This is a genomic window from Streptomyces sp. SD31 (assembly GCF_052068475.1).
Taxonomy (GTDB): domain Bacteria; phylum Actinomycetota; class Actinomycetes; order Streptomycetales; family Streptomycetaceae; genus Streptomyces.
This window is the reverse complement of sequence record NZ_JBQHCX010000012.1, coordinates 270,328-296,344: the sequence shown is the minus strand read 5'-3', so window position 1 is coordinate 296,344 and position 26,017 is coordinate 270,328. Positions and strand designations below refer to the sequence as shown.

Here is a 26,017-nt window from a genome sequence, read left to right as displayed (position 1 = left end):
CCTAAGCGGATCGGACGACCGACGACACATCGCGGCACTCTCATCGGGTCACGGGTACGCCGAGCAGCGGCCACACCGCGACGGCGAAGAGGAGGACGAGGGCGGCCGTCAGTGGGGCCAGGACGGCGGACAGGCGCAGCAGATCGCGCGGGGTGTAGGTGGGCGTTCCGGGGATGTCGGAGAAGAGCGTGACCGGCTTCGCGGACGCCGGGAGCGTGTGGCAGAAACCGGCCGCGGCGGTGGACGCGAGCGCGGCGGCCACCGGATTGACGCCGGCGCCCACCGCCGCCGCGACGACCAGTGGAACCAGCACGGAGGAGCGGGCCGAGCGGGACTGCAGGACCAGGTGGGCCGCCGTGCTGACCCCGATCACGACGGCCAGGAACAGCAGCGGGCTGATGCCCGTGGGGAGCCCGTCGACCAGCCATTTCGCCGCTCCCGAGTCGGCGAGCGCCACGCCCATCGCCATCGTCGCCGCCATGAACAGCAGCAGCGACCAGGGGACCGTCTTCAGCGCGTCCTTCAACTGCACGGTGCCCAGGGCCGGCGAGGCCGCCACCACCGCGCCGATCAGCGCGACGACCGCCGGCGGCACCCGGTGCAGCGGCTCGCTGCACCACAGCAGCACGACCGTGCCGAGCAGCAGCGCGCACCGCTTCTCGGCCTGTGACCAGGGGCCGGTGACCGGGTCGTCGCTGTGCTCCTGGATCTGCTCCGGGGTGATGTGCACGGGACCTTTGCGGTCCGCGCGCCGAGTGGTCGTCAGGAGTACGGCCTCGGCGGCCAGGTGGGACGAGGCCACGGCCAGCGGCAGGCCGAGCAGCAGCCATTCCGTGAAGCCGATCCGGTCACCCGTCGCCTGCCAGAGCACCGACACGGTGATCAGATGCGCGCCCGCCCCGATCAGGGTCGCCACCGCCGACAGCAGGATCACGGTAGGGAACAGCAGGGCCAGCATCACCACCAGTCGTTTCCGGTCGGCCAGCACCTTGGCGAGCGCCAGGAACACCGGCAGGGCGAGCGCCGCCCGCCCGGAGGTGGCCGGCACCGCGAACGCCGTGACGACCAGGGCGGCCGTGGTGAGGTGCACGAGCTGCCGTACGGTGCGCGCCCCGCCGACCAGAAACGCCGCCGCCCGGCCCGCCAGCCCCGTCCGGGTCACCGCGGCCGCGAGGACGAAGGCACAGATCAGCAGCCACACCGTGGAGTCGCCGAGGGTGCCGAAGAGGGTGTCGCTGCTGATCACCCCGGTCACCGTCAGCGCGAGCCCGGCGCCCAGCGCGATGTACGTGTCGTCGAACGGCGTGGCGATCCAGGCGCAGGTCGCCAGGGCGAACACGGCGAGGGTGAGGCGAGCGTCGGCGCCGAGTCCGGGGAAGTTGCCGGGCACGGCGAGCAGCGCGCACAGGGAGAGCGCCACGCAGAGGGCCGCGCTCAGTCGGAGGTTCAGGGTCACGTCATCGAGGGTTCACCTCAGCCGTGAGCCCTTGATGAGCCGTACATGAAGGAGACTTCACGCGGACGGCAGACCTCACGCGGACAGGCGGTACCCGACCCCACGTACCGTCTCGAACCGTTGGGCCCCCAGCTTCTTGCGCAGCGCCCGCACGTACACGTCCACGATGTTCGACCCGGGATCGAAGTCGTAGCCCCACACGTGCGACAGGATCTGCTCGCGGGACAGTACCTGCCCCGGATGCCTCAGGAACAGCTCCAGCAGCACGAACTCACGGGCCGTCAGGTCCACGGTCCGCTCATCCGCCCGAGCCCGCCGTGTGCGCAGGTCCAGGGTCAGCGAGCCGGACCGCAGTACCGTCACCTCGGGTGCCCGGGCCGCCGTACGCAGGCGCAGCCGTACCCGGGCGAGCAGTTCCTCGAAGCGGAACGGCTTGGTCATCCAGTCGTCGGCACCGCCCTCCAGACCGGCCACCGTGTCCCGTACGGAGTCCCGGGCGGTCAGCACGATCACCGGCACCGTCACCCGTGCCTCGCGCAGTTCGCGCAGCACCGTGAAGCCGTCCCTGCCGGGCAGGCCGATGTCCAGGACGACCAGGTCGAAGCCGCCGGTCAGGGCGTATTCGTACGCCGCCTCGCCGTCGCCGACGACGGTCGTGGTGAAGCCGCCCGCGCGCAGGCCCTTCTCGACGAAGGAGGCGATCCGTTCCTCGTCCTCGACGATGAGAATGCGGTTCACGTGCCTACCTCTTCGTTCATGGGCGGGCCCCTTCCAGGGTCAGTACGAAGGTGGCGCCGCCGCCCTCGGTGGCGTGCAGGCGGATCCGGCCGCCGTGGGCCTCCGCGATCGCCCGGACGATCGACAGGCCGAGACCGGCACCGGAGCCCTGGGCGCCGCGCCGGGCGGTGCCGCGCCGGAAGCGTTCGAAGATCACCTCGGTGTCCTGGGGCTGGACGCCGGGCCCGGAGTCGGCGACGTACAGCTCGATGCCTTGGCCGTCGACGCGGGAGCCGATCCGTACGGTCTGCCGTGGCGCGGTGTGCTGCACGGCGTTCTGGGCGAGCTGGACCATCGCCTGCGTGATCCGCTGCGGGTCCAACTCCGCCTCGGCATCGGCCACTTCGGCGAGCTGCCAGTCCCGCTCGCCGAGGGTGCGGGCCTTGACGTAGACGTCGGCGGTGAGTTCGGCGACCTGGACCGGCTCCGGGGTGACGAAGTCGGGGCGCTCGGCCTTGGCGAGCAGCAGCAGGTCCTCGACGATGCGGCTCATCCGGTCCAGCTCGTCGGTGACGAGCCGTATCGTCTCCTCGCGCTCCGCCGGGTCGTCGCCCATGAGTTCCAGATGCCCGCGCACGATGGTGATCGGCGTGCGCAGCTCATGACCGGCGTCGTCGACGAACTCCCGCTGGGCGGCGAAGGCGCGTTCCAGCCGGTCGAGCATCGCGTTGAACGTCTCCGCGAGCGCGGCGATGTCGTCCCGCCCGTGCACCGGGATGCGGCGGGTGAGGTCCTGCTCGGTGAGCTGTGCCGCCGCGGTGTGCACCAGCCGCACGGGCTTGAGGATCCGCCCGGCGACCGCCCAGCCGATGCCGGTCGTCATCAGCAGGGCGACCCCGGAGATGGCGAGCAGGATGCGGAACTCCTCGTTCACCGCGGCCTGTTCGCGCCCCGGGTGGAAGGCGACGACGAACGCGGCCTCCGTCTGCCCGCCGGCCCGGGCGACGGCCACCTTGGCCCAGCGGACCTCGCCCGACGCGCGGTGCAGCGTGCCGGTGGAGTCGGGTGAGTCGAAGATGCGGCGGAGGGCGTCGGGGTCCTTGTACAGGGGAAGGGCGACGGGGATGTCGCGCGGCTGGCGAAGATGCGCCGGGGTGGGGCCCGGCCGGTCCACCAGGCCGAGCAGCTCCTCGTCCGGGTCGGCGTACTGCCGTATGAGGAACTCCTCCAGCAGCCGCGACGGGTCGGTGAACGGGCGGCCGGTCTCGGGATCGACGCCCCGCTCCTCGAAGTTGGCGAACTCGCCGGCCTCCTGGGCGAGCAGCCCGTTCACCCGGTGGCCGACGTCCCGCAACAGGATCGAGCGCGTGGTCGTCGCCACCGACACGAGCCCGACGGCCATGACGAACAGCAGCCACAGCAGAATGCGCACCCGGGCGGAGATCCGCCGGCGCACGGGGCTGGGGGGTGACTTCTGGATCATGCCGGCGTCGCCGGGACGCCCCCTAGCCGTCGTCCCCGGGCTCGCCGCGGTCGTCGTCTGCGGTCTCCCGCTCGGGGGTGTCGTCATCGTCGTCACTCGCGGGGCTGTCGGTCACCGGAGGCCGGGAGACGACCTCGTCGCTCGGTGTCGGTGTGGGCCGGGTGGGCGTCGGTGTGGGCGAGCCGCTGTCCAGCTCCACCTTGGCCGGGACCTTGGGGGACTCCGGGGTGTCGGTGAGGGCGAAGCTGGTCGCGGCGATACCGAGCGGAATCGCCACTACGGCGGCCAGGGCCGCGATCCGGTGCGAGAAGACCATACGGCCGATCCTGCCCACGGCACCCGGCGGCGACGATGAGCCCAGGATGAAGAACTCTTCATCATCGGGCCGTGGGCGCCCCCGGCCGTGGGTGCGCTAGCTGTCCAGGCCGATGGCGAACGCGGCCTCGATGTCGTGCTGCGAGTACGTCCGGAACGCCACGTGCGTGTCCGTCGCCTCCACGCCGGGGATCTTGCTGATCCGGCCCGGGATGACCTCGGCGAGGTCCTCGTGCTGCTTCACCCGGACCATGGCGATCAGGTCGTACGTACCGGTGACCGAGAAGACCTCGGTGACGCTCTCCAGCGAAGCGATCCGCTCCGCGATCTCGGGAATCCGGTCCACGCTGGTCTTGATGAGGACGATCGCGGTGATCACGGCTGGTTCTCTCCCTCGGAGGCCGGAGCTGGGGCGGCCTTCACTCTAGTCGTAGGCCTGAAGCGAGCCCACGCATAGCCGAAGCCCAGCCCGAAGCCCACCAGGTGTGCCAGATAGGCCACCCCCGGCCCCTGGTCCGCCCGGCCCGCCGCCACCCACTGCAGGGCCACCCAGAAGGGCAGCACGACCCATGCCGGGAAGCGCAGCGGCAGGAAGAGCAGGAACGGCAGCAGGCTTGTCACCCGCGCGCCGGGGAAGACGAACAGGAACGCGCCGAGGACGGCCGAGATCGCCCCGGACGCGCCGACCAGGGACTGGGTGGAGTCGTCGTTGGCGGCGGCGTAGCCCAGCAGGGCGAGGTAGCCGCAGCCGAGGTAGAACAGCGTGAACTGGACGCGGCCCATCCGTTCCTCGGTCATCACTCCGAAGACGTAGAGGAAGAGCATGTTGCCGAGCAGATGCACCCAGCTGCCGTGCACGAAGAGGGCCGTGGCCGGGGTGAGGGCGGCGCGGGGCGAGCCCTCGAACAGCTCGGCCGGCACCACACCCCAGCGGTGGAAGTAGGCCCGCTGCGCCGCGAGCAGCCCGTCGCCGGAGCCGTACGCCGGATTCAGCCCCGCCGCCGGGCCCATCAGGAAGAGCAGACAGCACAGGACGATCAGCCCGTACGTCACCGGCGCCGACGACCGGAAGACCGATCGGCCCACCCTGCCGCACCTGGCCCCCAAACGCGCCACGCTCCAGTCGCTGATCATGGACACAGAGCATGACGTAAGGGGACGCAGTCGCACAGACCGCCTCGCCGCCGGGCAGGCCCTGGGGACGGCCGAGCGGCGAGTACCCGCCAGGCCGTAGGGTTACGAGCCACACGCACCGGGGAGCTCCGGGGCGTAGCACGGACAATAGAAGGCTAGAAGGAAAGAGCACGGTCACGATGACGGTTCCCCTGCCGACCGCCACGACGCGGTGGCGCTGCACCCTCTGCGGCAACCTCACGCGCTTCGACGTGACGCGCTCGTCCAAGGTCGTGGAGTACGTCCACCTGGATCTGGCCGGCGAGCCGAAGGTCGAGGAGCGCGAGGTGCTCAGTGAGACCATCGAGTCGGTGCGCTGCCGCTGGTGCAACGCCGTGGACAAGGTGGAACTCGTGGACAGGCCGGGCGCCGACTCCTGACGGGAGCGGAGCCCGCACAGGCATTGGGGTGTGACGGATGGTGGAGACACAAGGCGGGGGGCCGGACGACGGCGCCGCTGAGGTGCTCGACCGTCCGCTGCCCGATGGAGTACGGCGCAAGGTCGTGCAGATCGTGTCCGACGGGTTCGGCGGGCTGACCGTCGGCGAACTGCCCGCACAGCTGCGGCAGTACGCCCGGTTCGCCCCGAACCGCCGGGCCAAGTTCGCCGGCAACGCCATGGCGGCGGCGCTGGAGACCGATCCGCTGTTCCGCCAGCGCATCGGCGAGAAATTCAGAGATGCCCAGCCGGAGCTCTCCGGCGCTCTCGACTCAGGTTCGGCGCCTCCGGCCGCGGATCCGCTCGACGTGGCGGCCGCGGCCTACGTTCTTCGGCCCACCGGTTGGGTCAAGCTGGTCACCGCGGCCGGCGAGGAGGCCCAGCGGGCCGACGCCGAGCGCGCCGACGAGGAGAGCCGCGCCGAGCTGGAACGGCTGCGCGAGGAGCTCGCCCACGCCCGTGAGCACACCCGGGCCGAGACCGAGCGGCTGCGCACCGAGCTGGACGCGGCGAAGAAGGAAGCCGAATCGCTGCACCGCAAGCTGCGGTCGGCCCTCAGCGACGTCAAGCGCGGCGAGGCCGCCCTGCGCAAGGTCCAGCACGAGATCGAGGCCGTACGCGCCGAGGGGCACGCCCAGGTCTCCGCGGCCGACAGCGAGACCCGGCGCCTCAAGGCGCGGCTCGCGGAGGCCGAGGCCGCCCTGGAGGCCACGCGCAGAGCGGCCCGCGAGGGGCGCAGCGTCGAGGACATGCGCGTACGGCTGCTCCTCGACACCCTGCTGGACGCCACCCAAGGACTGCGCCGGGAGCTGGCGTTGCCGCCGGTCTCCGTGCGGCCCGCCGAGACCGTGGACGCGGTCGAACCGGGACGGATGACCCCGAAGGACATCGCCGCGCGGGCGCTGTCCGAGAACGACCCCGCGATCCTCGACCAGCTCCTCGCACTGCCGCAGGCCCATCTGGTGGTCGACGGCTACAACGTCACCAAGACCGGCTATCCCCAGATGCCGCTGGAGAAGCAGCGATTGCGGCTGCTCGGCCAGCTCTCCCAGCTCGCCGCACAGACGGGCGCCGAGGTGACCTGTGTCTTCGACGGGGCCGAGCTGGCCGCGCCGGTGCTCCTCGCGCCGCCGCGCGGTGTGCGGGTGCTGTTCTCCAAGCCGGGCGTGACCGCCGACGAGCTGATCCGCCAGCTGGTGCGCGCCGAGCCGCCGGGCCGTCCGGTCATCGTCGCCTCCACCGACCGCGAGGTGGCGGACGGCGTCGCCCGCGCCGGAGCACGGCCGGTGGCTTCTGCGGTACTTCTCAAGCGCCTGTCCTGAAAACGCCAACGTACAGGCGCAATGCCCGAATTGGTGGAGCAGATGCGCAACGCAGTGTCAAGCGCGCCTCACTCCATGTGAGTTGTGTGTAAAGAATGACAGGTGTGACGAGGATTTTCGTGTGAGGATTTGATCTGATCACAACTCGGTCACTAGGGTCTGGCGTCGAACCTCCGAGCGGGTGATCACTCAGAAGAAGGGTTTCACCTCCGTGGCGTCCCACCGTCGACCCAAGCAGCCGAGCCGAGCACGTGTGACCGTGCTGACCACAGCCGCCGCTGCTGCCGTGGCCATCAGTTCGCAGGCCGCCAACGCGGCGCCCAGCGAGAAGCCGAGCAAGGACGAGGTCAAGGCCAAGGTCGACAAGCTCTACGAGCAGGCTGAGCACGCCACCGAGGAGTACAACGGGGCCAAGGAGAAGCAGGGGAAGCTCCAGAAGGAGATCTCCACCATCCAGGACAACGTGGCGCGCGGCCAGGAAGAGCTCAACGAGCTGCGCGACGCGATGGGCCTGGCGGCTGCCGCCCAGTACCGCACGGGCAGCATCGACTCCTCCCTCCAGCTGTTCCTGTCGTCGAACCCGGACGACTACCTGGACAAGGCGTCCACCGCCGACCAGCTCAGCGCTCAGCAGGTCGAGTCGCTGAAGAAGATCCAGGAGAAGCAGCGCGAACTCGCCCAGGAGCGCGCCGAGGCCGCCGAGAAGCTCAAGGACCTCTCCGCCACCCGCACCGAACTGGGCAAGAAGAAGCAGCAGGTCCAGGCCAAGCTCGCCGAGGCCCAGAAGCTGCTCAACACCCTGACGGCCGCGGAGAAGGCCGCCCTCGCCGAGGAGGAGGCCCGCGCCAGCCGCGCCAGCTCGCGTGAAGTCCTCGGGTCGAGCAGTGCCTCCTCCGGCCGGGCCGCCGCCGCGTACTCCGCCGCCCAGAGCAGGCTCGGCTCGCCCTATGTCTACGGCGCCACCGGCCCCTCCTCCTTCGACTGCTCCGGCCTGACCTCCTGGGCCTACGCCCAGGCCGGCGTCTCCCTGCCGCGCACTTCGGAGGCCCAGGCCAACATCGGCACTCGCATCTACTCGCAGAGTGATCTCCAGGTCGGCGACCTCGTCTTCTTCTTCAACGACCTGCACCACGTCGGCCTCTACGCCGGCAACGGCCAGATCATCCACGCCCCGCGCACCGGCACCGTCGTCCGGTACGAGTCGATGGACACCATCGGCGGCCCGTTCATGTGGGGCGTCCGGGTCTGATCCGAGCTCTCCAAGATCAACACAACGTGCCGCCCGAACGGGCGAATCACGACAAGCCGCGCTGACCCCACGCCCCGCCCATGACCTGCGTCATAGGCGGGGCGTCACTTTGTGTGCCCGTCGCGGTCGTTGGTCGTCACCCCCGCACGGAGCTACTGTCTGCCGCGTTTCCCCCGCTGCGGGGGAGAAGTCCTTGTCCGCCAGCGGAAGGAGAGCGGCTTCCCGTGGGGTCCCATCGCCGCCTTGCACCGTCCGGGTTCGACCGGGGCGCCGGTGCAGCGCTCTGCGTCATGTCAGCCGCCGCAACGGCCCTCGGGGTCGTACCCGCCACGGCCACGCCGCACGACGACACCCGGGCCAAGGTGGACCGTCTCTACGAAGAGGCCGAGAAGGCAACCGAGGCCTACAACAAGGCCGACGAGCGTGCCGACAAGCTCCGCAAGCAGGTGGGTGACGCCCAGGACCGGATCGCCCGCAAGCAGGAGAGCATCAACTCCATGCGGGACGCCCTCGGTTCGCTGGCCGGTGCCCAGTACCGGTCCGGCGGCATCGACCCCTCCCTCGCCCTCCTGCTCTCCGACGACCCGGCCGACTACCTCGACAGGGCCGCCCGGATCGCCCGGATCAGCGCCCACCAGGCCGGGGAGCTCAAGGACCTCCAGGACGCGATGCGCCTCCTCGCCCAGGAGCGCGCCGAGGCGGCCGGGAAACTCGTCGAACTGGAGAAGAGCCGGAAGGTCGTCGCCTCCCACAAGCGGATCGTCGAGCGCAAACTCGCCCAGGCGCGCAGGCTCCTCAACTCCCTCACCCAGGCCGACCGCGCCGCCTACGACCGTGCCTCCCGCTCCGGCCGCGACGTCATGCCCGACTTCGGGAGCATGGCCGCCTCGTCGGGCCGCGCGGCAGCCGCCCTCGCCGCCGCCCACTCCGCGCTGGGCAAGCCGTACATCTGGGGCGCCAACGGCCCCTCCGGCTTCGACTGTTCCGGCCTGATCCAGTGGTCTTACGCCCAGGCCGGCGTCTCCCTGCCGCGCACCTCGCAGGGGCAGCGGTACGCCGGCCGGCAGGTCCCGCTCTCCGAGGCCCAGCCCGGCGACGTGGTCACCTACCGGGGCGACGCCAGCCACGTAGGGATGTACGTGGGCGACGGCCAGGTGATCCACGCCCCCTACCCCGGCGCACCCGTGCGCTACGACCCGGTGGGCATGATGCCGGGGGCGACGGTCACCCGGGTCTGACATGGCGGTGGCACGGGTCTGACCGCCGCGCCCCCGTCGCCGTACGATCGGGAAATGGCTGGTCGAAGGCGGGCGTCGGGAGCGCGGGTGGTCCTCGCGCTCTGTCTGCTGCTGGTCTGTCTGGTGGGCTGCGGCGGGCGGTCCGACACCGACAGCGCCACGGCCGAGGTGCAGCGCGTTCTCGACCGGCGGGCGGCCGCGCTGCTCGACCGCGACGAGGCGACGTATCGCCGGACGGGCGCGCCGGCCGGGTTCGACAACCTGAGCGCGGTGCCCCTCGCCGACTGGTCGTACCGCCTGACCGGCCTGCACCGCACCGGCGACACCGCCACCGCCGAGGCCGAGCTCCACTATCGCGTCGAGGGCCACGACCGGGCCCCGGTCAGCGCCGGCCGCACACTGAGCCTCAGCCTGGACGCGCGGGGCGAGTGGTACGTCGAGGCCGAGCGACCGGCCGGCACATCCGCCGAGCAGCTGTGGGACCAGGGGAAGGTGAGCGTCGTACGGGGCGACGCCGGCCTCGTCCTCGGCGTCGGGCAGTCCGAGGCGGTGCTGCGGTCGTACGCGGAACTGGCGGACGACGCGGTGCCGGCCGTGTCGCAGGCGTGGGGCACGGACTGGGCCCGGCGCGTCGTGGTCCTCGTACCGAAGTCCCTGGACGACATGGCCGGGCTGCTCGGCTCGCCGGCGTCCTCCTACCGCGGGATCGCCGCCGTCACCACCGGCGAGACCGGCGCTCCGGCGAAGGCGCCCGCCGACCGGATCATCGTCAACCCCGATGCGTACGGTGTCCTGGGGAAGGTGGGCAAGCAGGTCGTCCTCACCCACGAGACCACACATGTCGCCACCCGCGCCGACACCACCGCCGCCACCCCGCTGTGGCTCTCCGAGGGCTATGCCGACTGGGTCGGCTACCTCGGCAGCGGCCGCTCCCCGTCCCAGGCCGCGCCCGAGCTGTGGCGTGCCGTGTCCGAGGGGCGGGGCCCGCAGGCGCTCCCGGCCGACGCGGACTTCGGCTTCACCGGCGACGCGAACAAGCTGGCGCGGGCCTATGAGAGCGGGTGGATGGCCTGCCGGATGATCGCGGACCGCTGGGGCGAGGTCAGGCTCGGCGAGTTCTACCGGGCCGTGGGCACGCACGAGCGGCGGGAGGGGGCGGTAGAGGGGGCGTTGAAGGACGTCCTCGGGACGTCGCTGGAGGAGTTCACCGCGCGGTGGCGGGAGTATCTGCGGGCTCAGCTCGGCTGATCCAGCGTGGCGATCGCCTCCGTCAGCCACGCGCGTTCCGCCTCGCCCGTCGCCCGGGCCACCCGCAGCATGCCCTGCCGGAACAGGTCGTCCGCCTCCTCCGCCCGGACCGGCCTGCCGTCCTCGTAGAAGAAACTCGTGGGCGCGGTGAGGAACTCCAGTCGGCGGCGCAGCACCTCGGCCTGTTCCCGGCGGTCCGGCAGGTGCCGTAGGAAGGACAGGACCGTGTTGAAGCGCACCTGGTCCGTGATCTCGACCGGCTTGGGGTGGCGCAGGCGGTCCAGCAGGTCCTCGCGGCCCTTGTCGGTGAGGGAGAGGATCCGGCGCGGGGCGGCGCTCGCGCCCGGTTCCGCGTGCTCGTCGAGCTTGCCCGCCTTGATCAGGCGCGTGATCGCCGGGTAGAGGGCGCCGTCGCTGACTGGGCGGACGTGGCCGCTCAGCGCCTTGATACGCGCCTTCAACTCGTAGCCGTGCAGGGGCGCTTCGGCCAGGAAGCCGAGGATCGACAGCTCCAGCATGGTCCTCCTTGCGGACGTGATGAGCCCATGGTACCTCTTATCGAGCTACCTCGAATCGAGGTATTGTCCAGGTGTCGGGGGGCCGGATTGTGAACGCGCACCGCAAGCAGGTCGTCTCGCTCGCCCAGCCCGTCTACTTCTCGCTCCTCGCCTCCGTGGCCGCCGGGATCATCAACACCGTCTGGGTGTCCCGGCTCGGCGGTCCGGCCGTGGCCGCCGTGGCGGTCGCCACCAACACCGAGAACGTCCTGCTCGGGGTGGCGCTCGTCTTCGGCTCCGGTACGACCGTGCTGGTCGCGCATGCCAGGGGCGCGGGGGATGCCGGGGCCGTGCGGGCCGCCGTCCGTGGGGGATGGGCGGTGTGGGCGCTTCTCACGCCGGTGGTCGTCGTGGGCGGGTTCCTGCTGCGGGAGCCGTTGGCGCGGCTGGTGCTCGACGGGGGTGCGGCTCAGGCGCTCGCGGTGGACTACTTCGCGATCGCGCTGCCGGGGACGGCGGTGTTCTTCGCGCAGCAGCTGGTGGACGGCATCCTCAAAGGCGCCGGGGACACCAGGACCCCGTTGCGTCTGGCGCTGCTCGCGAACGGGCTGATCATGGTCTGCGACCCGTTCCTCATCCGGGTCTACGGCGTCCAGGGCGCCGCCGCCTCGACCGTGCTGTGCAGGAGCCTCGCCCTCGGGGTGGGGCTGGTCGCGCTGCGGCGGAACCGGCTGCTGCGGGCGGCTGCCGACGCGCGGCCCGCGCGGTCGCTCGCAAGCGCGGCGCGGCGGACGCTGCGGACCGGGCTGCCGATGTCGGCCGACTTCACGGTGCGGCAGGCGGGCGCGTTGGTGCTGGTGGCGATCGTGGCGCGCCTCGGGGTGACGGCGGTGGCCGCGTACGCGATCGCGTACAAGGTCATGTACGTCGCCACCATGGGCTTCTACGCGGTGCGCCAGGCCGCCGCCATCCACACCGCGCACCTGCTCGGCGCGGGGCAGGACGCGCGGGGCGCGATCGGGCGGCAGGCGGTGCTGGTCGCGGGGGCCTTCGCGCTCGCCGCGGCCGTCCTGCTGGGCGTGACCGCGCCCTGGCTCATGGCCGCCTTCGGTGCCGGTCCCGGCATCGCCCACGCCGGAGTGCTCTTCCTGCGCTGTGTCGGGCCCTACCTGCTCCTGATGGCCTGCTTCATCGCGCTCGGCGGGGTCTTCGAGGGCGGCGGGGCGGCGCCGGCGCTGCTGCGGGTGACCGTGCTCGGTACGGCCGTACAGCTGCCGCTCGCGTACGGGCTGTCCGGCCTCGGGCTGCCGGGTGTGTGCCTGGCCCTGGCGGTCGCCATGGGGGTGCAGTGCGCGGGGGCGCTGGTGCTGTTCCGCAGGGCCCGGCGTCAGGAGGGCAGTGACGTTTCCTTGGCGCGGGTCGCCTGAGCCGGTACGGGGAGCGGGGCGGTGCGGGTCACCGTCGAGCGCCACAGGGCGCGGGCGGCGACGATCGAGGCGAGGACCAGCAGGCCGTTGCGGAGGAACAGCAGGGTGATGCCGAGGCCGTCGCTGGCGACGACGTGCGAGAACCAGATCGGGAACTCCAGGACCGTCACGAAGGACGCGGCGAGGACCAGGCCGGCGGGCAGCGCCATGCGGCTGCCGCGGAAGCACAGGCACACGGCCGCGAGGCCGACCAGCCACACCAGGTACTGCGGGCTGATCACGCGGCTGGTCGTCACGAACATCAGCACCGCCACGAAGGCCGCGTCGGCGAGCGTGTGCGACAGGAACCGCCTCGCCCTCAGCCGCCACAGCAGCAGCCAGCCGAAGGCGAGCCCGCTCAGTGCGAGGGCGGCCTTGCTGACGACGCCGACGTGCGGGCCGAGGAACTCCACCGAGCCGTAGTTGAGCAGCACCTGGCCGTCCCAGCCGAAGTGCCGGGCCACGTGGAAGACCAGCGCGCCCAGCGACTCCACCTCGGTGCCGCGGTCCCGCTGGAAGGTCAGGAAGGCGAAGGCGCCGGGCATGGCGAGGGCGAACAGCGCGGCCAGGGCGCCGACGGTCAGCGTGGCCGACGCCCACGCGCCGCGCCTGCGGGCGGCGACCAGCAGCAGCACCGGCCACACCTTCAGCATCGCCCCGAAGGCCGTCAGCGCGCCCATCACCCTCGGATGCCGGGCGCCCGCGAGCAGGGCGGCCACGGCGACGGCGGTGACCATCACGTCGTAGCGCGCGTACACGGTCGGTCCGAGCAGCGGTACGCCCACCGCCCACACCCAGGCCCCGCGCAGCGTCCGGCCCGGGCGCAGGCCCGCGGACTGCAGGAGCAGCAGCACGGCCAGGTCGGCGCAGAAGGCGAGGACGAAGAACGCCGACGGGTAGTCCAGCCAGAACACCAGCGCGGGGGAGAGGATCGCGAGCGCGGCGGCGGGCGGGTACTGCCAGGTGACGTCGTCCAGGGGGAACGTTCCGGTGCGCAGCACCTCGTACCAGCCCTGGTAGATCACCGACACGTCGCTGGTGACGTCCGGGCCCGGAAAGACGTACACCTTGAACACGAAGAGCAGCAGAACCAGTCTGGTCAGGCCCCAGACCCCCAGAAGCCACGTCAGGGACCGTCGCGTGCCCGTCGTCTCCACCAGATCCCCTGCCGTTCGCTCCCGCCGTGGGCAAACATGATGTCCCCTCCAGCTGTGTGCAGGCCACACACGTGGCCGAGCCCCAGCTGTGAACAGCGGCTTCGGTAAGGTCGGCGACGATGCACAAGACCCTGATCGTGACCAACGACTTCCCGCCCCGCCCCGGCGGCATCCAGGCCTTCCTGCACAATATGGCGCTGCGGCTCGACCCGGAGCGGCTGGTCGTCTACGCCTCCACCTGGAAGCGCGGCCGCGAGGGCGCCGAGGCCACCGCCGCCTTCGACGCCGAGCAGCCCTTCACGGTCGTACGCGACCGTACGACGATGCTGCTGCCGACGCCCGCGGCGACCCGGCGGGCGGTCGGGCTGCTGCGCGAGCACGGGTGCACCTCGGTGTGGTTCGGGGCGGCGGCGCCGCTCGGCCTGATGGCCCCGGCGCTGCGCAAGGCCGGCGCCGAGCGGCTGGTGGCCACGACCCACGGCCACGAGGCGGGCTGGGCCCAGCTGCCCGCGGCCCGGCAGCTGCTGCGCCGCATCGGGGAGGGGACGGACACGATCACCTACCTCGGCGAGTACACGCGATCGAGGATCGCCGTCGCCCTGACGCCGCAGGCGGCCTCGCGGATGGTGCAGCTGCCGCCGGGGGTCGACGAGAAGACCTTCCACCCCGGGTCGGGCGGCGACGAGATCCGGGCACGGCTGGGCCTGACGGACCGGCCGGTGGTCGTCTGTGTCTCCCGTCTGGTCCGGCGCAAGGGGCAGGACACCCTGATCCAGGCCATGCCCCGCATCCTGGCCGCCGAGCCGGACGCGGTGCTCTTGATCGTCGGGGGCGGGCCGTACGAGAAGGACCTGCGGCGGATGGCGCGCGAGACAGGGGTCGCCGACTCCGTCCGGTTCACCGGGCCGGTGCCCTGGTCCGAGCTGCCCGCGCACTACGGCGCCGGAGACGTCTTCGCGATGCCGTGCCGGACGCGGCGGCGGGGGCTCGATGTGGAGGGCCTCGGGATCGTCTACCTGGAGGCGTCGGCGACGGGATTGCCGGTGGTGGCAGGGGATTCGGGCGGGGCGCCGGATGCCGTACTCGATGGCGAGACCGGCTGGGTCGTCAGGGGTGGCTCCCCAGAGGCGGCCGCCGACCGTATCGTCACACTCCTGGGAGACCCGGAGTTGCGCCGCAGGATGGGCGAGCGGGGCAGGGAGTGGGTCGAGCAGAGATGGCGCTGGGACTTGCTCGCGGAGAACTTGAAAACGCTGCTGTAGGGCAACGCCCTTCTTTAGGGGAGCGGGGCTGTATCGATATGCGGCTCCGCCGCGCGGGCGCGACCAGCCACAAACAACCCGCACTCGCCAACAACGAATCCGCGGCACCCCACTAGGCGGAACCAGATAATCCGCACATGCTGCGCACATGACATCAAACCTGATGCAGCGTCAGCTGACAAGACGTCAAATCCTCGGAATGGCCGCGCTCCAAACCGCAGCCACCCTCGGTTTCACCCGCATCGGCCTCCAGTCCGCCCGAGCCGCCCAGCCCGACGCAGTCGAATCCGCCCCGGCGATAGTCATCGGCTCAGGCTACGGCGGCGCCGTAGCCGCCCTCCGCCTCGGCCAGGCCGGCATCCGCACCCTCGTCCTCGAAATGGGCCGCCTCTGGAACACCCCCGGCCCCGACGGCAAGGTTTTCTGCTCCACCAGCGCCCCCGACCAGCGCTCCATGTGGTTCCGCACCCGCACCGAGGCCCCGCTCGCCACCTTCCTGTGGCTGGACGTGGTCAACAGGGACATCAGCCCCTACCCCGGAGTCCTGGACCGCGTGCACTACGACCACATGTCCGTGTACGTCGGCCGAGGCGTCGGCGGCGGCTCCCTCGTCAACGGCGGCATGGCGGTCACCCCGCTCCGGTCCTACTTCGCCGAGCAGTTCCCGACCGTGGACACCGCGGAGATGTACGGCACCTACTTCCCGCGCGCCCGCTCCATGCTCGGCGTCAACACCATCGACCCCGCGTGGTTCGAGTCGACCGAGTGGTACCGCTTCACCCGGATCTCCCGCACCCACGCGACCAACACGGGCCTGAAGACCACCTTCGTGCCCAACGTCTACGACTTCGCCCACATGCAGCGCGAGGCGGCCGGTACGGCCACCAAGTCCGCCCTCGCCGGCGAGGTCATCTACGGCAACAACCACGGCAAGCGCACCCTCGACAAGACGTACCTGGCCTCCGCGCTCGGCACCGGGAACGTCACCATCCACACCTTGGAGAGGGCGAGGTCGATCAGCAGGGCGGCCGATGGGACGTACCTCCTGACCGTCGACCGGATCGACAACACCGGCACGGTCGTCGAGACCAAGGAGTACGGCTGTACGTACCTCTTCCTCGGCGGCGGCAGCATCGGGACCACCGAACTCCTCGTCCGCGCAAGGGAGTCCGGCACACTGCCCGCCCTGGACGCGAGCGTCGGCAGCGGGTGGGGGACCAACGGCAACGTGATGCTCGGGCGGGCCAACCACCTGTGGGACACGGTCGGGGAGAACCAGTCGACCATGCCGGTCATGGGCATCGACGACTGGGCCAACGCCGCCAACCCCGTCTTCGCCGAGATCGCTCCCTTGCCCACGGGACTGGAGCACTGGGTCAGCCTCTATCTGGCGATCACCAAGAATCCGTCGCGGGCGTCGTTCTCGTACGACAGCGGTACGGGAGCCGTGAAACTCGGCTGGAGTGCCGCCCAGAGCGCGGTGTCGGTGAGCATGGCCAAGAAGCTGTTCGACCGGATCAACAGGGCGAACTCCACGATCTACCGGTACGACCTGTTCGGCTCGTCCAACAAGGTCTTCGCCGACGACTTCACCTACCACCCGCTGGGCGGCTGCGTGCTGGGGAAGGCGACCGACAACTACGGCCGGGTGAAGGGGTATTCACGCCTGTACGTCACGGACGGCTCGCTCGTGCCCGGGTCGATCGGGGTGAACCCCTTCGTGACCATCACCGCGCTCGCCGAACGCACGATGGCGCGGGTCCTCGTGGAGGACACCGCGCCATGACGCTTTTCCGGAAGGGGCCCTACTTCTGGTAGATCGCCTCGATCTCGTCCGCGAAGTCCTTCGCCACGACGTTGCGCTTGAGCTTCAGCGACGGCGTCAGATGGCCCGAGTCCTCCGTGAACTGGGAGGGGAGAATGCGGAACTTCCGCACCGATTCCGCCTTCGACACCGCGGCGTTGCCGTCGTCGACCGCCGACTGGATCGCGGCCAGCAGGTCGGGGTCCTCGTGCAGCGACGCCGCGGTGGAGCCCGCCGGTTTGCCGTGCTCGGCGCACCAGCGGCCCAGGAACTCCTCGTCGACGGTGACCAGCGCGCCCACGAACGGCCGTCCGTCGCCCACCACCATGCACTCCGCGACCAGCGCGTGCGCCCGGATACGGTCCTCGATCACGGCCGGCGCGACGTTCTTGCCGCCCGCGGTGACGATGATCTCCTTCTTGCGGCCGGTGATCCTGAGGTAGCCGTCCTCGTCGAGGGTGCCGATGTCACCGGTGTGGAACCAGCCGTCGGCCAGCGCCTCCTCGGTCGCGCCCGGGTTGTTCCAGTACTCCTTGAACAGGTGCTCGCCGTGCAGCAGCACCTCACCGTCGTCCGCGATCCGCACGACCGAGCCCGGCAGCGGCTGGCCGACCGTGCCGATCTTCTGCCGGTCCCAGGGATTGAAGGCCGTGGCGGCGCAGGACTCGGTCAGGCCGTAGCCCTCCAGGACCGTGAAGCCGATGCCGCGGAAGAAGTGCCCGAGGCGCTCGCCCAGCGGGGCACCGCCGGAGATGGCGTACTCGCCCTTGCCGCCGAGCACCGCGCGCAGCTTGCTGTAGACCAGCTTGTCGAAGACCTTGTGCTTGATCTTCAGGCCGACCGGCGGGCCGGACGGGGTGTCCAGCGCCTTGCTGTAGGCGATGGCCGTGTCCGCGGCCTTGTCGAAGATCTTGCCCTTGCCGTCCGCCTGGGCCTTGGCGCGCGCCGAGTTGTAGACCTTCTCGAAGACGCGCGGGACGCCCAGGATCAGCGTCGGGCGGAACGAGGCCAGCTCGTCCGTGAGGTTCTTGATGTCCGGGACATTGCCCAGCTTGATCGGCGCCATCATCGGCGCGACCTGCACGAGGCGGCCGAAGACGTGCGCGAGCGGGAGGAAGAGCAGGACCGAGCACTCGCCGGTGCGGAAGAGGGGCCGCAGGCGCTCCACGATGTTCCCGCACTCGGCGAAGAAGCTGCGGTGGGTGAGGACACAGCCCTTGGGGCGGCCGGTCGTCCCGGACGTGTACACGATGGTCGCCGGGTCGTCGGCCTTCGCCAGCGAGCTGCGCTCCTCGACCGTCGCGTCGCTGATGTCCTGCCCGAGCCGGCCCAGCTCCTCCACGCCCCCGGCCTCGATCTGCCAGACGTGCTTGAGGGCGGGCAGCCGGTCGCGCACCGACTCGACGGCGGCCGTGTGGTTGTCCAGCTCCGTGATCATGGCGGTCGCGCCCGAGTCACCGAGGATCCACTGCACCTGCTCCGGCGAGCTGGTCTCGTACACCGGCACGGTGACCGCGCCCGCCGACCAGATCGCGAAGTCGAGCAGGGTCCACTCGTAGCGGGTGCGGGACATCAGGCCGACCCGGTCGCCCGGCCGGACCCCGGCGGCGATGAGCCCCTTCGCCGCCGCGCGCACCTCGGCGAGGAAGGCGGTGGCCGTCACGTCCTGCCAGGCACCGCCCACCTTGCGGGCGATGACGGCGACGTCCGGATGCTGCGCGGCGTTTCTGCGGACGATGTCGGTCAGATTGCCGTCCGCAGGGACCTCGTACAAAGCCGGAAGGCTGAACTCGCGCAAGACTGCTGCTCCTCATAGGGCGCCGGCGCCACGACGTTGTGTGATGCGACGGTGCGGTCCAAGGCTCGGGCAAGTGCTCTGGGATTCACATGTTGAAATCCAGAGCACGACTGGACCGACCGGACGTTACCCGCCGGTATGGCTTCTTCGACAGGGGGTCCCGGCGAGATGTTCGCTGCGTCACACGGATTGGTGTTTCTGCTTGTATTCCTGCGCGCACAGTAGTCGAGCGGTCTGACGACTGGCCAGTAACCATCGGTCCCGCCGCCACTGTTCACGTATGGCGCACACGCTTACCCTTGATCGCCATGGCACCGACACCGACGGGAAACCGCAGGACGCGCGTACACGTGGTCAGTGATGTGCACGGCAACGCCCGTGACCTGGCCAGAGCCGGTGAGGGTGCCGACGCCCTGATCTGCCTCGGCGACCTGGTGCTGTTCCTGGACTACGCCGACCACTCGCGCGGCATCTTCCCCGATCTGTTCGGGGTGGAGGCCGCCGACCGCATCGTGGAACTGCGCACCGCCCGGCGCTTCGAGGAGGCGCGGGAGTTCGGGGCGCGGCTGTGGGCCGGGATCGGCTCGGACCGGCGTGCGGTGATCGAGAAGGCGGTGCGCAAGCAGTACGCCGAGATGTTCGCGGCGTTCCCTACGCCGACGTACGCGACGTACGGCAATGTCGACATGCCGCCCCTGTGGCCGGAGTACGCCGGGCCGGGCACGACGGTGCTGGACGGGGAGCGGGTGGAGATCGGGGGGTGGGTCTTCGGGTTCGTGGGCGGGGGCCTGCGGACGCCGATGCGCACGCCGTACGAGATCAGCGATGAGGAGTACGCGGCGAAGATCGAGGCCGTGGGCGAGGTGGACGTGCTGTGTACGCACATTCCGCCGGAGGTCCCGGAGCTGGTGTACGACACGGTGGCGCGGCGCTTCGAGCGGGGCAGCAGGGCGTTGCTGGAGGCGATTCGCCGTACGCGTCCGCGTTATTCGTTGTTCGGGCATGTCCATCAGCCGCTGGTGCGGCGGATGCGGATCGGGGCGACGGAGTGTGTGAACGTGGGGCACTTCGCTGGGGTGGGGGAGCCGTGGGCGTTGGAATGGTGAGTGAATTCCGGTCCCCTGGGCGTGGAGTCGGCGATGGGCGCAGGTGGGGGTGAAGTCGGCTGGTCGGGGGCGCGGTAGCCTTCACGCTGCAACGCTGCATACGTGCACACGTGCACACCACGACTTCATACCGGCCCGCATCTGGAGGAGCCACGGCGATGGCGGAACACACCAGCTCGAGCATCACGATCGAGGCGGCACCGGCCGATGTCATGGGGGTGATCGCCGACTTCGCCCGCTACCCGGACTGGACCGGCGAGGTGAAGGAGGCGGAGGTCCTCAAGACCGACGGCCAGGGCCGCGCGGAGCAGGTTCGCCTCGTCATGGACGCCGGCGCGATCAAGGACGACCAGGTGCTGGCGTACACCTGGAGCGGTGAGCACGAGGTGTCCTGGACGCTGGTGAAGTCCCAGATGCTGCGGTCGCTCGACGGGTCGTACATCTTGAAGTCGGCGGGGGCCGGGGCGACCGAGGTCACGTACCGGCTGACGGTGGATGTCAAGATCCCGATGCTGGGGATGATCAAGCGCAAGGCCGAGAAGGTCATCATCGACCGGGCGTTGGCGGGGCTGAAGAAGCGGGTGGAGTCGGGCAAGTAGTTCGTCGCCCCCGCCGCCCCTACCCGTCCCATCCCCAGGGGCTGCCGCCCCTTCGACCCCGCCCTCCTGGGGGCCTGCGGCCCCCAGACCCCCGCTTCGGCCCTGAACGGGCCTCGTCCTCAAACTCCCCCAGGGGGCACCCCCGGACGGGCTGGATGGTGCCGGCCGGTACTTGTCGATGACTGACGATCACCCGGCCCACGCACCCGCCGCTCAGCCGCGGCAGCCGCACTGGGCCGTGGTGCCCGGCCGAGCCGCCCAGTCGTGGGAGCCGCAGCCGGCCGTGGCGTCCAGCCATGCCGTCAAGCCGCGGAGCTCGCCCAGCCGCGGGCGATCGTGCCGCCCAGGGCGGCACGGTGGGCGCGGGGGGTGCAGCCGTCAGCGCCGGGCTGCGCGTCCTCCCCCCCGGCCCAGCCCCCACGCCGCGCACCTGCCGATCGGGCTGAACCCCGGCGTCCGTTACCGTTCACCCCCATGCGCACGATCCTGATCACGGGCCCTGGCGGCAGCGGCCGTACCACCGTCGCCGCCGCCACCGCGCTGGCGGCGGCGAACAACGGCACCCGCACCCTCGTCCTCAGCGCCGACCGCACCGACACCCTCGGTGCCGCACTCGGCGTGACCACCGGCGCGACCCCCGCCCGGGTCACCGACACCCTCACCGCATGGCGCCCCGACGCCGCCACCGGCTTCCGGGACGACCTCGCCGCCTTCCAGGAACGTGCCACCGCCGCCCTCGACCTCCTCGGCGCCTCCCGGCTCGACCCGGACGAGGTCACCCCCCTCCCCGGCGCAGAAGAGTTCGCGCTGCTCCGTGCCCTGCGGGACGCCGCGCTCGCCGAGGCCCATGAGCTTCTGGTGGTCGACCTCCCGGCCACCCCGCATGCCCTCGCCCTGCTCTCGCTCCCCGAGGAGCTGCGCCGCTACCTGCGCCGGCTGCTCCCCTCCGAGCGGCAGGCGGCCCGGGCCCTGCGGCCGGTACTGGGGCGGCTGGCCGGTGTTCCGATGCCCGCGGAGTGGCTGTACGACACCGCGGCCCGCTGGGACGTCGAGCTCGCCGCCGTCGAGGCCGTCGTCGCCGACCGCGACACCGTCGTACGGCTGGTCGCCGAGCCCGGTCCGGGCGGCGCCGACGCGGTGCGGGCCGCCACCCTCGCCCTCGCCCTGCGGGGCCTGCGCCCCGACCTGCTGGTCGCCAACCGGGTCCTGCCGGAGGCGGAGGCGCCGGCGGACAGCTGGCTCGCCGGGCCCGTCGCCCAGCAGCGCAAGGTTCTGGAGGAGTGGGGGGAGGCGGACCACGACGTCCACCACATCGCGCATCTCGGGCGCGACCCGCGTGGCGTCGACGATCTCGACGCGCTCGCCGTGCCCGCCGTCAACGACACCTCGTCCACGGTCGAGTGGCCCGTCACCGACCGCCTCGCCGAGGACGGCGTCCTCGTCTGGGCCGTCCCGCTGCCCGGCGCCGTACGCGACGAGCTCGACCTCGTCCGGCGCGGCGACGAAGTCGTCGTCACCGCGGGACAGTTCCGGCGTATCGTGCCCCTGCCGTCCGCCCTGCGCCGGTGCGGTGTGGACGGGGCCGCGCTGCGCGACGGCGAGCTGCGGATCCGGTTCGCGCCGGATCCGGAACTCTGGCCGCGGACCCGGTGAAGCAGGTACGCCCGTTCGGGTAACGTCGTAGAGACGAACCGTAGTCAGGAGTCCGTCATGAGCGAAGAGCTCCCCCCGTCCGACGCCGAAGAGCACGAGGCGATCGACGAGGTACGGGCCGACGAGGTGCGGGCGAGCGACGCCGACGCCTGGGCGACCGCGTGCGCCGAGGACCTCGCGGCGGAGAAGGCCCGCCGCCGCGCCCAGCACGGCCCACCGCCGGGCTCGGCCGCCGAGGAACTGCGCAAGCTCGTCGACACCGTCGCGGACAAGCTATCCACCCTCCAGTCCCCGCTGCTCGGCGCGGTCGCCGGACCCGCCGCCCAGCAGGTGGTCAAGCAGGTCGTGGAACAGGCCAAGGCCGCCGTCGAGCCGGTCATCGAGCGCAACCCGGACGTCTTCGATCATCTGGCTGCCGCGGGCACCGAACTCCTCGCCGCCTACCGCTCCGCCGTCCAGGCCCAGGAACGACGCTGGACCACCGGCGACCAGGATCTCGGCGAGCGCCGCGACCGGGGCGACGACGCCGGTCCCGGCGAGCGCATCGACCTGGACTGAAGGCCCGCGACCACCCCTCAGCCGGGCTGCCCAGCGGGCGGACGACGGGGCCCTGACGGCAGGGCCTCGGGTACCGTTGGCCGTAGCGGGGCTCGACCGAAACTGAGGGATTCATGGGACTCACCATCGGCGTCGACATCGGCGGCACGAAGATCGCGGCCGGCGTGGTCGATGAGGAAGGCAACATCCTCTCGACCCACAAGGTGCCGACCCCGGGCACGCCCGAGGGCATCGTGGACGCCATCGCCTCCGCGGTGGAGGGCGCGCGCGCCGGACACGAGATCGTCGGCGTGGGCATCGGTGCCGCCGGATACGTCAACCGTCAGCGTTCCGAGGTCTACTTCGCTCCCAACATCGACTGGCGCAACGAGCCGCTGAAGACGAAGGTCGAGGCCCGCGTGGGCCTCCCGGTCGTCGTCGAGAACGACGCCAACGCCGCCGCGTGGGGCGAGTACAAGTTCGGCGCGGGCAAGGGCCACCGCAACGTCATCTGCATCACGCTCGGCACCGGCCTCGGCGGCGGCATCATCATCGGCAACAAGCTGCGCCGCGGGCACTACGGCGTGGCCGCCGAGTTCGGCCACATCCGGATGGTGCCGGACGGCCTGATGTGCGGCTGCGGCTCGCAGGGCTGCTGGGAGCAGTACGCCTCCGGGCGCGCCCTCGTCAGATACGCCAAGCAGCGCGCCAACGCCACCCCGGAGAACGCCGAGATCCTGCTCGGCATGGGCGACGGCACCCCCGAGGGCATCGAGGGCAAGCACATCTCCATGGCCGCCCGCCAGGGCGACCCGGTCGCCGTCGACTCCTACCGCGAGCTCGCCCGCTGGGCCGGCGCCGGCCTCGCCGACCTGGCCTCCCTCTTCGACCCGTCCGCCTTCATCGTCGGCGGCGGTCTCTCCGACGAGGGCGAACTGGTCCTCGACCCGATCCGCAAGTCCTACAAGCGCTGGCTGGTGGGCGGCAACTGGCGCCCGGTGGCGGATGTCATCGCCGCCCAGTTGGGCAACAAGGCGGGGCTGGTGGGCGCGGCAGACCTTGCCCGCGAGCCGGATCCGATCATGTAGGGGCCGCTTCTCGGCATACGGCGGCTGAGATGCCCTCAGGGGCGCGGGGAACTGCGCGACAAGCCACACACAACCGGAAGTCGCCCAGAAGCCTCGCGCCCCGAGCCATCAGGCGCCCCGAACCCCGGGCCCGGCTAGATTGACCCGCATGGAGACGTCCCCCTCGCCGCTCCCCACCTCCCGTACCGAGCCCGACGGTTCAGCCGTCATCCGCGTCCTCAGCTACAACATCCGCTCGATGCGCGACGACACAGCCGCCCTCGCCCGCGTCATCGACGCCTGCGATCCCGACCTGGTCCTGGTCCAAGAAGCCCCCCGCTTCTTCCGCTGGCGCAAGAAGCTCTCCCGCCTGGCCCGCGCAGCGAACCTCGTCATCCTCACCGGTGGCGCCACAGCAGCGGGACCAGCCATCCTGTGCAACCTGCGGGCAACGGTCGAACGCACCGAGGACGTCCTTCTCCCCCTCACCCCCGGACTCCACAGACGCGGCTTCGCCACGGCGGTGGTCCGGTTCGGCGGCGCCCGCCTCGGCGTCCTCAGCTGCCACCTCAGCCTGCAGAAGGACGAGCGCTACGAACAGGGCGGCATGCTGCTCGACCGCCTCGCCGCAATGGGCGTGGAGCACGCCGTCGCGGGCGGCGACCTGAACGAACGCCCCGCCGGACGCACCTTCCTCCGGTTGGCCGACGGCCTCCAGGACTGCTGGGTCACCGCCCCCTGGGGCAGTGAGTACACCTCGACCCCGGTCGACCCCCACCAGCGCATCGACGCGATCTTCGCCACCAAGGGCATCGAGGTACTCGGCTGCGGAGTCCCCGTGGGCCACCCCGGCGTGACGGAGACAGACCTGAGGGCGGCCACGGACCACCTTCCGGTCCTGGCCGCCCTCAGAATTCCAGCCCTTTAGAGGACTGGACGACGGCTCCCCTAGACGACGGCTCCCCGGCCCGGGTCGTCGTCCTCGTCGTCATCCGTCTTCATCCGCATCACCAGCGTGGCGAACCCACCCACGAACCCGCCGATGCCGAGCGTCGCCAGCCACCACGTCATGTCCCAGCTGAGCAGCACGGCGAGCAGCAGCAGGATCGGCCCGCCGATCACCGCGAGCCAGGCGAACTTCGCGGTCGGGTCGGCGTCGGGCAGTGGCGGCGGCTCCGGCGGGACGAAGTGGCCCTCGTCGTCGGTGTCGAAGTCGTCCTCGGACGGCTCGGGCACGCTGTAGTCGCGCGGGCCGACGCCGGGGGCGAAGGAGACGGAGCTGCCCAGTGGCTTGGCGGGCTTGTCCTCCCGGTCCCCCTTGGGCTCGTCCGCCTGCTTGGTCTTCGTGCCCTTGTCGTGGTCCTTGTCGCTCTTGGGCTCGCCGTCCGTCCCGCCGCTCGCCTCGTCGTTCGCCTCGGTCTCCAGCAGCGCCAGGTCCTCGACCGACTTGAACGGCTTCGAGCCCGGCGGGTCCGGCGGCTCGTCGCCGTACCCGGCGACGATGGCAGCCCAGGCGGCGTCCTCGTCGAACGGGACGTGCTGCTCTTCCGGCTCGCGATCGTCGCGGTCCTCGCGCCTTTCGCGGTCGGAGTCGTGCTCAGCCACGTGCGGTCGTCCCTTCTCTGCCGACGCCGGTTGCGAGCCGGTCGATGAAGTCGATGCTCTCCTCGAAGATCCGGTCCGCGTCATGGTCCAACGTCGCCACGTGATAACTCTGTTCCAGCACGACCTCCGTTACGTCCGTGGACGACACCCGGCTCAGTACCCGGGCCGAGTCCGCCGGCGGCACGGTGTGGTCCTGTGCGCTGCGCAGGAGCAGCAGCGGCTGGGTGACCTGCGGCAGCTCGCCGTCGACCAGGCGGAAGAAGTTCCGCAGGGAGTGGGCCGCGTGCAGCGGCACCCGGTCGTACGCGATCTCGATGCCGCCCTCCTTCGCGATGTCGCCCGCGATCCCCGGCACCGTACGGATGAGGTGGCGGGAGACCGGGAGGGTGTACGCGTACAGGCCGTGCACTTTGTTCGCCGGGTTGACGACCATGACACCGGCGACGTGCTCCCCGTGCTTCGCGGCGAGCCGCAGCGCCAGGGCCCCGCCCATGGACAGGCCCGCGACGAAGATCCGCTCGCAGCGGTCGCGGAGGTTGCGCAGCTCGCGGTCCACCTCGGCGTACCAGTCCTGCCAGCCGGTGAGCCGCATGTCCTCCCAGCGGGTGCCGTGGCCCGGCAGCAGCGGCAGCGAGACGGTGAGCCCGCGCTCGCCGAGATACTCCGCCCAGGGGCGCAGCGACTGGGGGGAACCGGTGAAGCCATGGCAGAGCAGAACCCCGATCTCCCCGCCTTCATGGCGGTACGGCTCGGCTCCAGGAAGGACCGGCACCTTACGGTCTCCTGTTCGTGAGAAGGACGGACATGACGGACATGAACGAAGAGG

General features: G+C 71.2%; 25 protein-coding genes. 14 read left to right on the top strand and 11 right to left on the bottom strand.

Annotated elements, in window-relative coordinates; genetic code table 11:
- Positions 1-40: 40 nt before the first annotated feature.
- The 6 genes from ACTMVF_RS26400 to ACTMVF_RS26375 all read right to left on the bottom strand — a co-directional run bounded on the left by ACTMVF_RS26400 (position 41) and on the right by ACTMVF_RS26375 (position 5,105).
- Positions 41-1,456 (bottom strand): SLC13 family permease, encoded by a 1,416-nt coding sequence (locus ACTMVF_RS26400; protein ID WP_441273584.1) that lies wholly within the window; start codon positions 1,454-1,456, stop codon positions 41-43.
- 75 nt (positions 1,457-1,531) lie between these two features.
- The gene (locus ACTMVF_RS26395) at positions 1,532-2,194 is read right to left on the bottom strand and encodes a response regulator transcription factor (protein WP_441273583.1); all 663 of its coding nucleotides are present in this window, start codon (positions 2,192-2,194) and stop codon (positions 1,532-1,534) included.
- Between the two features lie 16 nt (positions 2,195-2,210).
- Entirely contained in the window at positions 2,211-3,575 is a 1,365-nt protein-coding gene (locus ACTMVF_RS26390; protein WP_441273608.1) for a sensor histidine kinase, read from the bottom strand.
- A gap of 103 nt (positions 3,576-3,678) precedes the next feature.
- A complete protein-coding gene (locus ACTMVF_RS26385; protein ID WP_441273582.1) occupies positions 3,679-3,972 on the bottom strand; it encodes a small secreted hydrophilic protein in 294 nt (97 codons plus the stop codon).
- A gap of 96 nt (positions 3,973-4,068) precedes the next feature.
- Positions 4,069-4,350, bottom strand: a complete 282-nt coding sequence (locus ACTMVF_RS26380; RefSeq protein ID WP_031483291.1) for an Lrp/AsnC family transcriptional regulator — start codon at positions 4,348-4,350, stop codon at positions 4,069-4,071.
- Entirely contained in the window at positions 4,347-5,105 is a 759-nt protein-coding gene (locus tag ACTMVF_RS26375; protein ID WP_441273581.1) for a rhomboid family intramembrane serine protease, read from the bottom strand. The genes ACTMVF_RS26380 and ACTMVF_RS26375 overlap by 4 nt, the downstream gene beginning before the upstream one ends.
- A 179-nt stretch (positions 5,106-5,284) precedes the next feature.
- Here ACTMVF_RS26375 and ACTMVF_RS26370 point away from each other — a divergent pair, with 179 nt between their 5' ends.
- The 5 genes from ACTMVF_RS26370 to ACTMVF_RS26350 all read left to right on the top strand — a co-directional run bounded on the left by ACTMVF_RS26370 (position 5,285) and on the right by ACTMVF_RS26350 (position 10,640).
- Positions 5,285-5,524, top strand: a complete 240-nt coding sequence (locus ACTMVF_RS26370) for a hypothetical protein (RefSeq protein ID WP_403327350.1) — start codon at positions 5,285-5,287, stop codon at positions 5,522-5,524.
- Between the two features lie 37 nt (positions 5,525-5,561).
- The gene (locus ACTMVF_RS26365; RefSeq protein WP_441273580.1) at positions 5,562-6,905 is read left to right on the top strand and encodes an NYN domain-containing protein; all 1,344 of its coding nucleotides are present in this window, start codon (positions 5,562-5,564) and stop codon (positions 6,903-6,905) included.
- A gap of 211 nt (positions 6,906-7,116) precedes the next feature.
- Positions 7,117-8,154 carry an NlpC/P60 family protein gene (locus tag ACTMVF_RS26360; protein WP_441273607.1) on the top strand — a complete coding sequence of 346 codons (1,038 nt, stop codon included), beginning with the start codon at positions 7,117-7,119 and terminating at the stop codon, positions 8,152-8,154.
- Between the two features lie 224 nt (positions 8,155-8,378).
- Entirely contained in the window at positions 8,379-9,392 is a 1,014-nt protein-coding gene (locus ACTMVF_RS26355; protein WP_441273579.1) for an NlpC/P60 family protein, read from the top strand.
- Between the two features lie 54 nt (positions 9,393-9,446).
- Entirely contained in the window at positions 9,447-10,640 is a 1,194-nt protein-coding gene (locus ACTMVF_RS26350; RefSeq protein ID WP_441273578.1) for a hypothetical protein, read from the top strand.
- Here the strand turns inward: ACTMVF_RS26350 and ACTMVF_RS26345 are convergent.
- Positions 10,628-11,158 carry a PadR family transcriptional regulator gene (locus ACTMVF_RS26345; RefSeq protein WP_441273577.1) on the bottom strand — a complete coding sequence of 177 codons (531 nt, stop codon included), beginning with the start codon at positions 11,156-11,158 and terminating at the stop codon, positions 10,628-10,630. The genes ACTMVF_RS26350 and ACTMVF_RS26345 overlap by 13 nt on opposite strands.
- A gap of 89 nt (positions 11,159-11,247) precedes the next feature.
- Between ACTMVF_RS26345 and ACTMVF_RS26340 the strand changes: the two genes are divergently transcribed.
- Positions 11,248-12,564 (top strand): MATE family efflux transporter, encoded by a 1,317-nt coding sequence (locus ACTMVF_RS26340; protein WP_441273576.1) that lies wholly within the window; start codon positions 11,248-11,250, stop codon positions 12,562-12,564.
- On the opposite strand, the gene ACTMVF_RS26335 is transcribed toward ACTMVF_RS26340, so the two are convergent.
- The gene (locus ACTMVF_RS26335; RefSeq protein WP_441273575.1) at positions 12,525-13,760 is read right to left on the bottom strand and encodes a glycosyltransferase 87 family protein; all 1,236 of its coding nucleotides are present in this window, start codon (positions 13,758-13,760) and stop codon (positions 12,525-12,527) included. The genes ACTMVF_RS26340 and ACTMVF_RS26335 overlap by 40 nt on opposite strands.
- A 119-nt stretch (positions 13,761-13,879) precedes the next feature.
- Here ACTMVF_RS26335 and ACTMVF_RS26330 point away from each other — a divergent pair, with 119 nt between their 5' ends.
- Both ACTMVF_RS26330 and ACTMVF_RS26325 read left to right on the top strand, forming a co-directional pair.
- A complete protein-coding gene (locus ACTMVF_RS26330; RefSeq protein WP_441273574.1) occupies positions 13,880-15,022 on the top strand; it encodes a glycosyltransferase family 4 protein in 1,143 nt (380 codons plus the stop codon).
- 199 nt (positions 15,023-15,221) lie between these two features.
- A complete protein-coding gene (locus ACTMVF_RS26325; protein ID WP_441273573.1) occupies positions 15,222-16,808 on the top strand; it encodes a GMC oxidoreductase in 1,587 nt (528 codons plus the stop codon).
- A 19-nt stretch (positions 16,809-16,827) separates the two neighbouring features.
- Here ACTMVF_RS26325 and ACTMVF_RS26320 read toward each other — a convergent pair whose 3' ends face one another.
- Positions 16,828-18,624, bottom strand: a complete 1,797-nt coding sequence (locus tag ACTMVF_RS26320) for an AMP-dependent synthetase/ligase (RefSeq protein WP_441273572.1) — start codon at positions 18,622-18,624, stop codon at positions 16,828-16,830.
- 308 nt (positions 18,625-18,932) lie between these two features.
- On the opposite strand from ACTMVF_RS26320, the gene ACTMVF_RS26315 reads away from it, so the two are divergent.
- The 6 genes from ACTMVF_RS26315 (at position 18,933) to ACTMVF_RS26290 (ending at position 24,514) form a co-directional block, all read left to right on the top strand.
- Positions 18,933-19,730, top strand: coding sequence for a metallophosphoesterase family protein (locus ACTMVF_RS26315; RefSeq protein ID WP_302001334.1), 798 nt, complete (start codon positions 18,933-18,935; stop codon positions 19,728-19,730).
- A 158-nt stretch (positions 19,731-19,888) separates the two neighbouring features.
- Positions 19,889-20,329: an SRPBCC family protein gene (locus tag ACTMVF_RS26310; protein ID WP_403327328.1), complete on the top strand. Its 441-nt coding sequence runs from the start codon at positions 19,889-19,891 to the stop codon at positions 20,327-20,329.
- A 474-nt stretch (positions 20,330-20,803) separates the two neighbouring features.
- Entirely contained in the window at positions 20,804-21,982 is a 1,179-nt protein-coding gene (locus ACTMVF_RS26305) for an ArsA family ATPase (RefSeq protein ID WP_441273571.1), read from the top strand.
- A gap of 57 nt (positions 21,983-22,039) precedes the next feature.
- Positions 22,040-22,540 (top strand): DUF5304 domain-containing protein, encoded by a 501-nt coding sequence (locus ACTMVF_RS26300; RefSeq protein WP_441273570.1) that lies wholly within the window; start codon positions 22,040-22,042, stop codon positions 22,538-22,540.
- 113 nt (positions 22,541-22,653) lie between these two features.
- Positions 22,654-23,607, top strand: a complete 954-nt coding sequence (locus ACTMVF_RS26295; protein WP_274238336.1) for an ROK family glucokinase — start codon at positions 22,654-22,656, stop codon at positions 23,605-23,607.
- Positions 23,608-23,755: 148 nt separating this feature from the next.
- A complete protein-coding gene (locus ACTMVF_RS26290) occupies positions 23,756-24,514 on the top strand; it encodes an endonuclease/exonuclease/phosphatase family protein (RefSeq protein WP_441273569.1) in 759 nt (252 codons plus the stop codon).
- A gap of 20 nt (positions 24,515-24,534) precedes the next feature.
- Here ACTMVF_RS26290 and ACTMVF_RS26285 read toward each other — a convergent pair whose 3' ends face one another.
- Positions 24,535-25,191, bottom strand: coding sequence for a hypothetical protein (locus ACTMVF_RS26285; protein WP_441273568.1), 657 nt, complete (start codon positions 25,189-25,191; stop codon positions 24,535-24,537).
- Positions 25,184-25,963 carry an alpha/beta hydrolase gene (locus ACTMVF_RS26280; protein WP_441273567.1) on the bottom strand — a complete coding sequence of 260 codons (780 nt, stop codon included), beginning with the start codon at positions 25,961-25,963 and terminating at the stop codon, positions 25,184-25,186. The genes ACTMVF_RS26285 and ACTMVF_RS26280 overlap by 8 nt, the downstream gene beginning before the upstream one ends.
- Positions 25,964-26,017: the final 54 nt, after the last annotated feature.

Excerpts from the sequence above, each read along its gene's own strand:
- ACTMVF_RS26385 (WP_441273582.1), bottom strand. The coding sequence starts at position 3,972 with ATGGTCTTCTCGCACCGGATCGCGGCCCTGGCCGCCGTAGTGGCGATT.
- ACTMVF_RS26305 (WP_441273571.1), top strand. The coding sequence starts at position 20,804 with ATGCGCACGATCCTGATCACGGGCCCTGGCGGCAGCGGCCGTACCACC.
- ACTMVF_RS26315 (WP_302001334.1), top strand. The coding sequence starts at position 18,933 with ATGGCACCGACACCGACGGGAAACCGCAGGACGCGCGTACACGTGGTC.
- ACTMVF_RS26300 (WP_441273570.1), top strand. The coding sequence starts at position 22,040 with ATGAGCGAAGAGCTCCCCCCGTCCGACGCCGAAGAGCACGAGGCGATC.
- ACTMVF_RS26295 (WP_274238336.1), top strand. The coding sequence starts at position 22,654 with ATGGGACTCACCATCGGCGTCGACATCGGCGGCACGAAGATCGCGGCC.
- ACTMVF_RS26345 (WP_441273577.1), bottom strand. The coding sequence starts at position 11,158 with ATGCTGGAGCTGTCGATCCTCGGCTTCCTGGCCGAAGCGCCCCTGCAC.
- ACTMVF_RS26370 (WP_403327350.1), top strand. The coding sequence starts at position 5,285 with ATGACGGTTCCCCTGCCGACCGCCACGACGCGGTGGCGCTGCACCCTC.
- ACTMVF_RS26375 (WP_441273581.1), bottom strand. The coding sequence starts at position 5,105 with ATGATCAGCGACTGGAGCGTGGCGCGTTTGGGGGCCAGGTGCGGCAGG.
- ACTMVF_RS26310 (WP_403327328.1), top strand. The coding sequence starts at position 19,889 with ATGGCGGAACACACCAGCTCGAGCATCACGATCGAGGCGGCACCGGCC.
- ACTMVF_RS26390 (WP_441273608.1), bottom strand. The coding sequence starts at position 3,575 with ATGGCCGTCGGGCTCGTGTCGGTGGCGACGACCACGCGCTCGATCCTG.
- ACTMVF_RS26325 (WP_441273573.1), top strand. The coding sequence starts at position 15,222 with ATGGCCGCGCTCCAAACCGCAGCCACCCTCGGTTTCACCCGCATCGGC.
- ACTMVF_RS26350 (WP_441273578.1), top strand. The coding sequence starts at position 9,447 with ATGGCTGGTCGAAGGCGGGCGTCGGGAGCGCGGGTGGTCCTCGCGCTC.
- ACTMVF_RS26330 (WP_441273574.1), top strand. The coding sequence starts at position 13,880 with ATGCACAAGACCCTGATCGTGACCAACGACTTCCCGCCCCGCCCCGGC.
- ACTMVF_RS26290 (WP_441273569.1), top strand. The coding sequence starts at position 23,756 with ATGGAGACGTCCCCCTCGCCGCTCCCCACCTCCCGTACCGAGCCCGAC.
- ACTMVF_RS26365 (WP_441273580.1), top strand. The coding sequence starts at position 5,562 with ATGGTGGAGACACAAGGCGGGGGGCCGGACGACGGCGCCGCTGAGGTG.